The organism is Alloscardovia criceti DSM 17774 (genome assembly GCF_000376885.1).
Taxonomy (GTDB): Bacteria; Actinomycetota; Actinomycetes; order Actinomycetales; family Bifidobacteriaceae; genus Alloscardovia; species Alloscardovia criceti.
Genome location: NZ_AQXR01000008.1, coordinates 52263 through 64553, shown reverse-complemented (window position 1 = coordinate 64553; position 12291 = coordinate 52263). Strand labels below are relative to the sequence as shown.

The window sequence follows — 12291 nt, the reverse complement described above, 5'->3', positions numbered from 1 at the left end:
TTCTGTCAAAAGTCCATACAACGAACGGGCATCGCAGTATTCGGAGGAGACATGGCAAGAACGGCTACTATTACACGGACAACCAGCGAATCATCCATTGAGCTGACACTCGATTTGGATGGAAGCGGTAAGACGGATATCCACACCAGCGTTCCGTTTTATGATCATATGATGACGGCTCTAGGCAAGCATTCGCTCATCGATTTGACGATTCATGCCAGCGGCGATACGGATATCGACGTGCATCATACCGTGGAAGATATTGCCATTGTGTTCGGTGAGGCTTTGAAGCAGGCTTTGGGCGATAAGCGCGGTATTGTTCGCTTTGCCGACTGCTTAGTGCCGCTGGATGAGGCTCTAGCGCAATGTGTCATCGATATTTCAGGCCGGCCTTACGCACAATGCTCGGGTGAGCCTGAAGGTTTTGAATTTGCTATGATTGGTGGACATTTTACCGGTTCGCTGGTGCGGCACGCCCTCGAATCCATTGCTTACCACGCAGGTATCTGCCTGCATATGCGTCTGCTGTCGGGCCGCGATCCCCATCATATCGCCGAGGCAGAGTTTAAAGCGCTGGCACGCGCACTGCGTCAAGCCGTCAGCATCGATCCACGCGTAGACGGCATTCCAAGTACTAAAGGTTCTTTATAAATGGCTGATGATTTTTCACAGACACCAGATGCGCCGGATTCTTCCGACTCCTCTGATTCTTCAGATTTGAGCGATGATCAGGTGAATGCGGCTTTTGCCGACTTAGAAAAACAATTTTCTGATTCTTTCACCTCCGATTTGGATCAATTGGACGATAATTTATCCGATCATTACTCCATTGATCCGCAATTTGACGATGAGCTCGCAGGCTTGCTGGGCAATAAGGCGAAGATAGCCATTTTGGTGACGCGTTTGGCAGATGCTAAGTTTTTAGCGGCCCTGTGCAAGGTAGCGGGTGTGGATGCGCTCGCGGTGGGCTTTACATCCGGTGCCGGGGCAATACTTCACGAGGATGAGGGCAGTGCGCCTGAAGAGGCGGCGCAAGGACTGTCCAATTTGTTGGCCGGTTTATCTATCGTGGCGTGCATTAATCGTGCAGATAAAATCACTATGGGGCACTGGCTTAACGGTCAGCAGATTAACGATTTTTCGCCTCCGATGATGTTTGCAGCTTTGGATGGCACAATCGAGGATTTACTCATTGGCGCTCAAAGCCTGTCCGATTTGGAAGTTTCGGGCTATCCACGTGTGGAGTCGTCCAGCTTTGCACATGAGGAGGAGGCCATGGATTTCATTCGTTCCTTTATGAAGAATCCTCCTGAGTCTGATGACTTCGATAATGCTGAGGAGAACTAATGACCTCACTGGTAGTTTTTGATTACGGTTATGGAAATGTGCGCTCCATGGTGCGCGCCCTGGAGAATATCGGTGCAGACGTGGTGCTCACCAACGATCGCAAGGCTTCGCTGGAAGCTGACGGTTTGGTCGTACCCGGCGTAGGTGCCTTTGCAGCCTGTATGCAAGGTTTGCGCGATGCGCACGGCGATGACATCATCTACGAACGCATTTCCCAGTCACGCCCGGTGCTGGGTGTGTGCGTGGGTGAGCAGGTCATGTTTGATCGTGGCGATGAGCGCGGTAGCGTGTGCGAAGGTCTTGGTCTCATTCAAGGCGATATTACGCGTATTGACGCGGATGTAGTGCCACATATGGGGTGGAATACCGTACAATCAGCCGAGCACAGCCAGCTCTTCGACGGCGTTGCATCGCAACGTTTCTATTTTGTCCATTCCTTTGCTGCCCACGATATGACAGAAACTCAATCTGCGCATCATGAAGATGTTTTTCCACAGAACTTCGAGCCACGCTTCACGACTACGCAGTACGGGGATGATACCTTTGTGGCCGCGGTGGAAAAAGGACCTTTGATGGTGACACAATTCCATCCTGAAAAATCAGGTGAGTCTGGTGCTCAACTTTTGAAAAATTGGATGCACAGTTTTTAACGTAACTCAACTCGACAGTGTCAACCGCGCGATATCAAGGAGCGTACCATGCTAACTCTTCTTCCAGCTGTAGATGTGCGAAATGGAAAGGCCGTCCGCCTGCGTCAGGGCGAGTCTGGCTCTGAAACCGATTACGGTAGTCCCTACGAGGCTGCTCAGCAATGGGTAGATCAAGGTGCTGAGTGGATCCACATGGTGGATTTGGATGCGGCTTTCGGTACGGGGGACAACCGTGCGCAGGTGCATAGCATCGTTGAGCAATTGGGCGATCAGGTGCATATTGAACTTTCCGGTGGTATCCGCGATGATGCCTCCCTCGATGCAGCCCTGCAAGCCGGGGCGGCGCGGGTTAATATCGGTACTGCCGCCTTGGAAAATCCGGATTGGACCGCCGACGTGATTTCCCGCTACGGTGACAAAATCGCTGTGGGCTTGGATGTGCGCGGCACCACGTTGGCGGGGCGTGGGTGGACGAGCAAGGGCGGAGACTTGTTTGACATGATTGAGGTGCTCAACCAAGCGGGCTGCTCACGCTACGTGGTCACCGATGTCAACCGTGATGGCATGATGTCCGGTCCAAATGTGGAGCTACTCGCTGAGGTTTCCGCGCACACCGCGGCGAAGGTGACGGCATCCGGTGGCATTTCTACTTTGGATGATCTGCGCGCGCTGTCCTCTTTGGGTGGAAACGTAGATGCAGCAATCCTCGGAAAATCTTTGTATAGCCACGCCTTTACCTTGCCAGAAGCCTTGAAGGTGGCTCAATTATCTGAGTAGAGATGAGCGCTGTGCGAGGGCTGTACGCATCGTGGCACGCGTAACACAATGAAACATTTGATTGAGATAATAAGCATATGAATAAGCAACAAGAATTTGCATTGCGCTCTGTAGAAGAACGAGATATTCGTTTTATCCGTTTGTGGTTCACGGATGTGCTCGGACAGTTGAAATCCGTGGCTATCGCTCCTGCAGAGTTGGAAGATGCATTTGAAGAGGGTATTGGTTTCGATGGTTCGGCCATCGAGGGCTTAACACGTGTGTCTGAGGACGATATGATTGTGCGTCCCGACCCTACAACTTTCCAAATTTTGCCGTGGCGCGGCGGTCCACAAGGCACAGCGCGCATGTTTTGCGATGTGCTCACCCCAGAAGGACAGCCATCCTTAGGCGACCCCCGCTATGTGCTGAAGCGTACCTTAGCTCAGGCGAAGGAAATGGGCTTCACCTTTTATGTGCATCCGGAGATCGAATTTTATCTGTTTGAACCTCAGGATGATTATTCTAAGCCACCTGTGCCTATTGATGCCGGTGGATATTTCGATCATGTGCCACGCAGTTCGGGTATGGATTTCCGTCGAGCTGCCGTGAATATGCTCGAGCAAATGGGCATTTCGGTGGAGTATTCCCACCATGAAGCCGGCCCAGGTCAAAACGAAATCGATTTGCGTTATGCGGATGCCCTAGCGATTGCGGATAATATTATGACCTTCCGCACAGTGGTCAAAGAGATTTCCTTGGAACGCGGCATTCATGCCAGCTTCATGCCAAAGCCTCTGGCCGATCAGCCAGGCTCCGGCATGCACACGCATTTGAGCCTGTTCGAGGGTGATGCGAACGCCTTCTACGAAGCAGGTCAAGAGTTTAATATGAGCCAGACTGCCCGCCAGTTTGCGGCAGGCTTGATTTACCACGCCGCAGAAATTACGGCGGTTACCAATCAGTACGTCAATTCTTACAAGCGTTTGTGGGGTGGGGCAGAAGCTCCAAGCTTCATCTGCTGGGGACATAATAATCGTTCCGCATTGCTGCGCATTCCACAGTATAAGCCGGGTAAAGGCAATTCGGCACGCATGGAGTTCAGAGGGCTAGATCCGGTGACCAATCCATACTTGGCATATTCTGTGCTGCTGGCTGCGGGCCTGGATGGCATTAAGCAAGGCATGGAACTGGGCGAACCAACCAGTGATGACGTGTGGGAGCTGACCGATATGGAGCGTCTCGCCATGGGCATCCAGCCGCTCCCAGATTCCTTGGATACGGCGCTGAAAATCATGGAGAAATCCGATTTCGTGGCGTCCGTATTGGGCGAGCATGTATTCGAGTATTTCTTGCGCAATAAGCGTAAGGAATGGGAGGAGTATCGCATGCAGGTGACCCCATACGAATTGCAAAAGTATTTGCCGCGCTTGTAGTAATGCAGAGCATTCTCGATAACACAATGTGCCACCACGGTGGCACATTTTTATTGCGCGTATGGCTTTACCACAAAACGGGGATGGTGGTTATTCACCATCCCGAATACTTTAGGCGGCAGCTTTTCTCAGCCGCTTCATACTTATTGGATACGTTGTGCCATACTCTTGAGCCCACAGGGAGACGAGGAATTCCTCATACATCCAGCGCAGATTTTCTGCCTTATGTACGGCCTCATCATGCGTAGGGCCGGCAGGAGACTTATCGGCACGCTGCTGTGTCTGAGTAACGAGGTTCTGCGCCTCATCTGCCTCCCATGCCCACTGCACGTCGCGATCGCGATTCTGCTTTGCCTTTTCAATGCGTAGAATATCCGCTTGCAAATAGCGCTTCACACGGGGCAGATACTCCGCAGGCGTTTCGGCGATAAAACCGGTATGGACCAAAGCTTGCGCATGTGAACGTACGGATTGTAGCACGGAGAGCAAAGGCAAATCCGCTTTGCCGCTGACCACGGAGCTCACATGGCCATAGGCTTGTAAGATGCCTATAACATCATGAGCGACGGCGTATACGGTATCCTCGAAAATATTGAGAATGCCCGCTACCGCATCGGCCAGTTCTGCATCCGAATTGATGGCGTCGATGCGTGGCAGGAGCCGCTTTACGGCTGCGAGCTGCATATCGTCAATCGTGGCATCGATATTCGCGTACGGAGCCGTAGCGAGAATCAACGCCTCATTGCCTAGCCAACGCGAACGAATCCGCTCATTTGGCAGCTTTACCGCCTTGAGCACGCTCTGCCACAGCATATCCTGACGCAATTGCGTAGTCGCGCCAGCATTGTGGAGCAAATCCGCACGCTGCACGTCATGTCCAGCTGCCTGAGCCTTTTGAGCCTGCTGAGAAATCGTATGTTGTGCCGATTGCTGAGCCCGTTCGCTAAAGTGCTGCTGAAGTTCTGCCAAATTCTTGGAGGTTGCCAAAATCTGAGGTTTTCGCTTTCGGCGACCATGAGCTGTGCGTACGGGATCCGTTTCCACCGCAAAATTCAAACGCACAAAATTCGGCAAACGCTCCACTTGTTCCGCATCAAAATCTTCCGGATGTAATTGCGCATTCGTCACACTAATTGCAGCCTGCGTAAAAGCATGCGTAAAATCAGGAATTTCCCTATCCAAGGCCTCCCGCGAACCTGGGAGAGCTTCGAAACGCTCATCAAACCATTCACGTATACGCGCAGCCGTATTCGGTGCAGGTACAAACTGTACACGCAATGCCTTAGGCAGCGATTTGATAGTATTCACTATCAAATCATCTACAAGACCAGGCACGGTCCACGTGAAATCACGGGCTTGCACACGCAACAAAGCTGAGAGCGGGATATGCACGGTGACGCCATCGTTGTCTGCCTGAGGATCGTACACATAGCTCAGTTTGAACGCAAATTCCGTGGAATCTGTGCCGCGCACATACCACACATCCGGATAATTGCTCAAATCTGAGGATTCAGCATCGGCTAAACGCGTCACCTGCGCAGGGTCGAAATTCAGCAATTTCGGATGCTGTGCGTGCTCCTTCTTCCACCACGAGGCCAGCTCGGCCACTGACGTCACATTCTGAGGCACAACCGCGTCATAAAAATCAAACAAATCCTCATCGCTGACCGTTTCTGCGATATGACGTGTGCGATGCACTTCCTCGCCGGCCTCTTCAAGCACAGCACGATTACGTTCCACAAAGTCATCAAAGCTGAAACGCCGAGTAATATCCCCCTCAATGAGGCCCTGACGGATGAGCAAATTGCGTGCCTCGGCAGGATTGATACGACCCCACTGTACCTGTCGGTCAGAAATAATAGGCAAACCATACAAATGAATAGTCGAGCTAGCCACCGCGCTGCCCGCATTACCAGACCAATGCGGAGCGCCATAGGAGGTGCGCGTTAAATCGCGCGCAAGGTCATACGCCCATTGCGGATTAATGGCAGCACTGGTACGCGCCCACAAGCGTGAGGTTTCCACCAATTCACTCGTCATCACCCATGATGGGGTAGTAGAAGCCACCGCGGACCCGGGGAAGAGCGCGAAATGCGTACCACGAGCACCCTGATACTCATTTTTAGACAATCGCGCCGCACGTTTCATCGCGCGAGCACGCGCTGCACCCTTCAAACCCGCAAATTGCGACGCCTTTGGCTCGCGAATCACCTGCATGCCCATAGACGAGAGCAGACCGGCTAGCATCGAGCGATGAATGCTCTCATCATCCCAAGAGCTTGCCAAAGAGCCCGCTGCCTGCTGAGCCGGCGGCAAAGCCAAAATCTCCGCACTTGGACGCTTCAAAGGCGTGACCGAACCCACCTTCCACTTCATATCCGCACACATGGCCACCAATTGCTGATACAAGTCACGCCACTGACGCATACGCAGGAAATTCACAAACTCGGCTTGGCAGAGCTTTCTAAACTGCGAATTCGACAAACGCTTATCACGCTCGTAGAAATACACCCACAGATTCAGAGCCGTCAAGAAATCGGACTGATCATTGACAAAACGCTTATGAATGCGATCGGCCTCATCACGCACCTCTTCAGGGCGTTCACGCGGATCTTGCAAACTCAAAAACGCCACAATTGCCAAAACAGCAGCTAAATTATTTGGTGTGGTCGAGCTGGCTTCCACTATCATGCGTGCTAAACGCACATCGATAGGAATGCGAGATAACTGCCGACCAATTTTCGTCAGCACGATATCCGTCTTGCCCGAACGGCTCCGACGCTGCTTCACCCGCTTAATCGCACGTAGCTCCAGCAATTCATTAAAACCATCGCTCACTGCCCGCATATCCGGCGGATCAATAAAACCGAAATCCGTCACATCGTTAGCTGTATGTGCCACCCCTACGGCCAGCATTTGGAGAACGACAGAGCCCAAAGAGGTACGCAAAATTTCGGGATCGGTAAACTCCGGTCTCGACTCATAATCATCCGAAGAGTACAAACGAATAGCTATACCATCTGCCACACGACCGCATCGGCCCGAACGCTGATTCGCGCTCGCCTGAGAAATAGGCTCAATGGGCAAACGCTGAACCTTCGCCGTCTTGGAATACCGTGAAATGCGTGCAAAACCAGGATCAACCACATAGCGGATACCCGGCACAGTCAAAGAGGTTTCCGCCACATTTGTAGCAATAATAATGCGCTGATGTGCATGTTCCTCAAACACCTTGTGCTGGTCGCGCGCACTCAGACGCGCATATAGAGGGACAATTTCGATAGCATCACTGCGGCGCTGGTCGGACACACGCGCACCGAAGGTCTTAGAAATTGCCGTGGCATATTCGCGAATATCGCGCTCGCCAGCTGCAAAAACGAGTATATCGCGTGGCCCTGTGGTATGTGTGGAATGCACGACCAGCTGAGCGCACGCGCGTGCTACGGCCGTAGAGACGACCATGTCATCATCGAAATCATCAGCATCGGCATTATTGGCATCGTCTGAGACCTCGCTGGCGTGATTGCCATGATGAAGCGCAGGAAATTGGCTTAAATTCCGTACGAGACTCGGGGAGTCGCCCACAGCTTCATACAGGACCTGCACGGGATAGGTGCGACCACTGACTTCGATAATCGGCACCCTTTTGCCCGTAACCCGCGAAAAATGCTCCTGGAATTTCTCTGAATCGATGGTTGCAGACGTGATAATAAGCTTCAAATCTGGTCGCTGCGGCAAAACCGTGGTTAAATACCCCAGCAAAAAGTCGATATTCAAGCTACGCTCATGCGCTTCATCGATCATAATCGTGTCATAGGCGCTCAAAAGCGGATCGCGCTGAATATGCGCCAGCAAAATACCATCTGTGGCAATAACGAGGCGTGTGTGCGCCGAGCTTTCGTCCGTAAAACGCACACGATAACCGATGTCCTCACCTAAGCGTGTCCGGGTTTCCTCTGCAATGCGTTCGGCAACGGAGCGGGCCGCAATGCGTCGCGGCTGCGTTACGATAATCTTCTTTCCATGCGTGCCGCGTCCCATATCCAAGAGCATTTTAGGAATCTGCGTGGTCTTACCGGAGCCTGTCTGACCCGAGACGATGACGACCTGGGAGGATTGAATCGCCTGCACAATCTCGTCTCGTGCATTGCTGACAGGTAAAACATCCGGGTAGCTGAAGTGTAGGCGCGACGCGTGTGGCTGTGCGTGCGTGTTGGTACTCTTTTGCTTCGCATGTGCAGAGCGTACAGAGGTGGAATCATCGCGCTTCTGCTGTGTTTTCTGTGTGCTTTCTGCCATTAATTACGTGTCACCTCAATAATGCGATACCCCTTCGCTGAGGCGAATTTGGATACCGTAAATCTTTGTTCATTCATATCTGAGCTGGTATCTGTGTTGGAATTCAGGTTGTCCTCCAGCCATCCAATCAGCGGATCTGCGCCCAAATGTTTTTGTACAACCAAATAGGCATGTCCGCCGCGTGCAAGACGCGGCAGATAGGTCATCAGCAATGTGTGCAGTGCCTCTTTACCTATACGAATTGGGGGATTAGACCAGATAAGGTCAAAGGCCGCATCCGTCCACTCGGATGAGAAAGTGCTCTCCAAGCTATCCACAGTTCCGGCACGAACCTGTGAGAAGCCGGCTTTTTCCGCGTTGCGCCGTGTCAGCTCGACAGCGCGCTCATTGACGTCCAATGCCCAAATTGTGGCATCCTGTGGGGCTTCAGCGGCAACGGCCAGCGTAATAGGCCCCCAGCCGCAACCTAAGTCCAAGATGTGTGCAGCTGCAGGTAGATCCTCAGCAGAAGGTACACGATCGAGCAAAACCTTGGTGCCGAGATCCAAACGATGATTAGAAAAAACGCTATTGGAGACTTCCACCTCAAAATCGTGGCCACGCACGCTGATAGTTAACGTTCTACGCTCATCATCCGTATGTGGTTGAGCGCTAAAATACTGCTCATTCGCCTGTGCGGGAGCAAGTCCCTGTGCACGCTTTTTTGTATTGCCTTGAGCGTCTTTGTGCTGTTGTGCCACGGTGTCCTCTGTATTCTCGTCCGTATTCCGTCTGTATTCTCGTTCTAGCTTTCTGCTTTCTGACGCATGGTCAGTTGTTCGTGTTCTGGGGAAAGCAGCCTGCTCGTGAGGTGCACACGGTGTGTCGTATAGGGATGACCTCGATTATTGCTGTTGTTTATTCTACAAAATTCCTACGAAACTCTACGCTTTTTCCATAAATACACACCGGTGTTTCGCTGAACGCCAATCTCCTGCTATTATTAAATCACTGCTGATTAAACGCTTAACCAATGAAGTGTTGGAGCGAGGTAGTACAAGCTTCATACGATGTTTTACGAGTCTAGGTGTAGAACGGAAGTATGAACAGACAACCGAAAGGTGAACGATAATGTCAAAGAAGATGATTCTCGACCTCGACACAGGTGTAGATGATGCTATGGCTATTGCCTATGCGTTAGCTAGTCCTGAAGTAGAGTTAATCGGTATTACCGGTACCTACGGAAACGTATTGGTTGATCAGGGAACGCGCAATGCTCTGGCTATCACCGATATGCTCGGACACCCAGAAGTGCCCGTTTTTCGCGGAATTGAGCACTCGAGTACTACAGATTCTTTCGAAGTTCTCGAAATTTCTGAATTCATCCATGGCAAGAATGGCATCGGCGACGTAGAAATTCCAGATTCTCCTCGCCAGGTCGAAGAGCAAAGTGCTGTGGACTTCATTATCGAAGCAGTCCACAAGTATGGCAAGGATTTGATTTACGTACCAACAGGTCCGGATACCAATATCGCTGCGGCCATTGAAAACGATCCAGAAATTGTCGATCTGATTGGCAACATCGTCATCATGGGCGGCGCTTTGACGGTACCAGGCAACGTAAATGCTTGGACTGAGGCAAATATTTCTCAGGATCCAGATGCTGCAAATTATCTCTTCCGCTCCGGCGCACCAGTAACCATGGTGGGCCTGGATGTTACCCTTCAGACTCTTTTGACATACAAGGATACGCAGAAGTGGCGCGACACCGGTACTCAGGCTGGCGCACACTTTGCCGATATCGTGGACTACTACATCAAGGCATACGAAACCACAGCACCATATCTGGGCGGTTGTGGTTTGCATGATCCTTTGGCTGTAGCGGTTGCTATCGACCCATCCTTTGTCACTCTGCTGGATATCAATATGAAGGTGGATGTGGATGGTCCAACGCGCGGCCGCACAATTGGTGATGAGAAGAAGATTACGGATCCTCGTAAGAGCATGAAGGTGGCTGTAGCTGTTGATGCAGATCGTTTCGTGAACGAGCTCATTGAACGCATCGGCACCTTGGTTGCGCGCAGTAAGTAGGGTTGTAAGCCGCTCAAGGATTCCAATTTCATAAACACATAATCAACCCGCTTTAGACGTGTCGGGGTGGTAACTTTGGATTGTCAATGTTCTCACCCCGCTATCGTCCTGTGTTTTGAAGATTTTAACCTGCCTAAACGTGGAATTTCTTCGCGCTATTGGCACGTGAAAAGTCTGAAAATGCAGGAATAACGAGAAGATTTTAGAAAATTAATAGGAGAGAAGTCACATGGCACAGACTCAATCATCAGCTTCGGCTGTAGAGCCAAACACCTCCGCTAAGCCAGTAATGACTAGCGATATGGCTGTTCGTGCGTTGATCCCATTGCTCATTACCTTCATTTTGGGTACATTGTGCTTGCAGGGATTTAACCTTGTATTCCAGCAGATCGGTCAAGATGTAGGGGCAACGACCGGTCAAGCATCACTGATTACTGCAATTCCAAGTATTATTTTGGGTATTGTCTGCTTCGTTTACGGTTCTTTGGGTGACTTCGTGTCTCTGAAGAAGCTTGTAACCTTTGGTATCACCGGCCTCGTTATTGGTTCTGTTTTCGGTTTCGTAGCAAGCTACTTCTTCACACCAAACTTGTGGATTGTCATCATCGCCCGCGTACTTCAAACCGCAGGTGAGCAGGTTGCAGGTTCTGCATTCCTCGTTGTGGCAACCAAGTATTTGAAGGATTCCTTGAAGGTTATCTTCTTTGGTTTGTTCACCGCGGGTTACCAAGTTTCTGCGGCTATCGGTGTATTTGCTGCAGGTTTCTTCAGCTCCATTCACTGGTCTTTCCTCTTCCTCATCCCAACCGTGACCTTGCTGCTGCTGCCAATTCTTTTGGCAAACTTGCCAAACGCAACCGGCAATGGTGAGAAGGTAGATGCGCTCGGCTTCATCATCTTCGGTTTGGCTGCAGCATTCTTGGCTATCTTCTTCTCCTATAACGCATGGTGGATGATGATTGTAGCCATCGCTTTGTTCGCACTCTTCGCAGTGTACATTCACAAGGCAGAGCATCCATTCGTTACCCCAGAATTCTTCAGGAACACACGCTGGCTCATCGCCACTGGCTATGTGCTCTTGCTGTTCTTCCCGAACTACTTCTTCTCGCCAATGTTTAACTATGTGGCTACGGGTGTATACGGAATGACCACCAGCACGGCATCTCACTACATCGTGTGGGGCTTCATCGTAGCCGCCATCTTCGGTACCAGCTCCGGTTGGATTATCGGTAAGATTGGTCGTCACGCCACCTTGATTTCTGCCATGACACTCATGACCTGCGGATTCTTGCTCGGCGCCTTCCTTATCAATATGGGACCTTTGGCTATGACCGTAGCAGCTATCGTCTTCTACGCAGGTGCAGGCATGCTCTACTCGCCAACGGTTTCCCTCGTTTTGGGCAGCCTTCCACAGGAAGAGTCCGGACGTGGTGTGGGTATGAATGATTTGGCTATGAACACCACTGCTTCTATTGGTATTGCCATCTTGGGCACCATGATGGTAGCCCAGCCAGAAGTCAGCTCTAGCCTCATCGGTGCTTCCGGCGTAGCAGGCAACGCTTCGAACCTCTTCATCGGCGCAGCTGTGGTCGTTATCATCGGCTTCATCGTGTACCTCTTCACTCATAAGAAGGTGGAGGAGTAAAGCTCAGCATTGTGCTGAACCCTGTACTCGTTACTGCTCGTGCTCACGCTGGTGAGTACGAGCAGTTTTTTATGTGCTGAATGTTTGT

The 12291-nt window shown here is 51.3% G+C and carries 9 protein-coding genes; 7 read left to right on the top strand and 2 right to left on the bottom strand.

Features of this window, described 5'->3' with window-relative positions:
* Positions 1-51 precede the first annotated feature (51 nt).
* The 5 genes from hisB (at position 52) to D570_RS0101805 (ending at position 4189) form a co-directional block, all read left to right on the top strand.
* Entirely contained in the window at positions 52-651 is a 600-nt protein-coding gene (gene hisB, locus D570_RS0101825; protein WP_018142698.1) for an imidazoleglycerol-phosphate dehydratase HisB, read from the top strand.
* Entirely contained in the window at positions 652-1347 is a 696-nt protein-coding gene (locus D570_RS08205; RefSeq protein ID WP_018142697.1) for a hypothetical protein, read from the top strand.
* Positions 1347-1997 (top strand): imidazole glycerol phosphate synthase subunit HisH, encoded by a 651-nt coding sequence (hisH, locus tag D570_RS0101815; protein ID WP_018142696.1) that lies wholly within the window; start codon positions 1347-1349, stop codon positions 1995-1997. Before D570_RS08205 ends, hisH begins: the two co-directional genes overlap by 1 nt.
* A gap of 48 nt (positions 1998-2045) precedes the next feature.
* Positions 2046-2774 (top strand): bifunctional 1-(5-phosphoribosyl)-5-((5-phosphoribosylamino)methylideneamino)imidazole-4-carboxamide isomerase/phosphoribosylanthranilate isomerase PriA, encoded by a 729-nt coding sequence (priA, locus tag D570_RS0101810; protein ID WP_018142695.1) that lies wholly within the window; start codon positions 2046-2048, stop codon positions 2772-2774.
* Between the two features lie 77 nt (positions 2775-2851).
* The gene (locus tag D570_RS0101805; protein WP_018142694.1) at positions 2852-4189 is read left to right on the top strand and encodes a glutamine synthetase family protein; all 1338 of its coding nucleotides are present in this window, start codon (positions 2852-2854) and stop codon (positions 4187-4189) included.
* A 111-nt stretch (positions 4190-4300) separates the two neighbouring features.
* On the opposite strand, the gene D570_RS0101800 is transcribed toward D570_RS0101805, so the two are convergent.
* Positions 4301-8488: a DUF3418 domain-containing protein gene (locus tag D570_RS0101800; protein ID WP_018142693.1), complete on the bottom strand. Its 4188-nt coding sequence runs from the start codon at positions 8486-8488 to the stop codon at positions 4301-4303.
* Complete coding sequence (locus D570_RS0101795; protein WP_018142692.1) at positions 8488-9228, bottom strand: class I SAM-dependent methyltransferase; 741 nt, start codon at positions 9226-9228, stop codon at positions 8488-8490. The genes D570_RS0101800 and D570_RS0101795 overlap by 1 nt, the downstream gene beginning before the upstream one ends.
* 370 nt (positions 9229-9598) lie before the next feature.
* Here D570_RS0101795 and D570_RS0101790 point away from each other — a divergent pair, with 370 nt between their 5' ends.
* Positions 9599-10558, top strand: a complete 960-nt coding sequence (locus tag D570_RS0101790) for a nucleoside hydrolase (protein WP_018142691.1) — start codon at positions 9599-9601, stop codon at positions 10556-10558.
* A 289-nt stretch (positions 10559-10847) separates the two neighbouring features.
* Positions 10848-12203: an MFS transporter gene (locus D570_RS0101785; protein WP_245531841.1), complete on the top strand. Its 1356-nt coding sequence runs from the start codon at positions 10848-10850 to the stop codon at positions 12201-12203.
* Positions 12204-12291 lie beyond the last annotated feature (88 nt).

Excerpts from the sequence above, each read along its gene's own strand:
- D570_RS0101790 (WP_018142691.1), top strand. The coding sequence starts at position 9,599 with ATGTCAAAGAAGATGATTCTCGACCTCGACACAGGTGTAGATGATGCT.
- D570_RS0101800 (WP_018142693.1), bottom strand. The coding sequence starts at position 8,488 with ATGGCAGAAAGCACACAGAAAACACAGCAGAAGCGCGATGATTCCACC.
- D570_RS0101805 (WP_018142694.1), top strand. The coding sequence starts at position 2,852 with ATGAATAAGCAACAAGAATTTGCATTGCGCTCTGTAGAAGAACGAGAT.
- hisB (WP_018142698.1), top strand. The coding sequence starts at position 52 with ATGGCAAGAACGGCTACTATTACACGGACAACCAGCGAATCATCCATT.
- hisH (WP_018142696.1), top strand. The coding sequence starts at position 1,347 with ATGACCTCACTGGTAGTTTTTGATTACGGTTATGGAAATGTGCGCTCC.
- D570_RS0101785 (WP_245531841.1), top strand. The coding sequence starts at position 10,848 with ATGACTAGCGATATGGCTGTTCGTGCGTTGATCCCATTGCTCATTACC.
- priA (WP_018142695.1), top strand. The coding sequence starts at position 2,046 with ATGCTAACTCTTCTTCCAGCTGTAGATGTGCGAAATGGAAAGGCCGTC.
- D570_RS08205 (WP_018142697.1), top strand. The coding sequence starts at position 652 with ATGGCTGATGATTTTTCACAGACACCAGATGCGCCGGATTCTTCCGAC.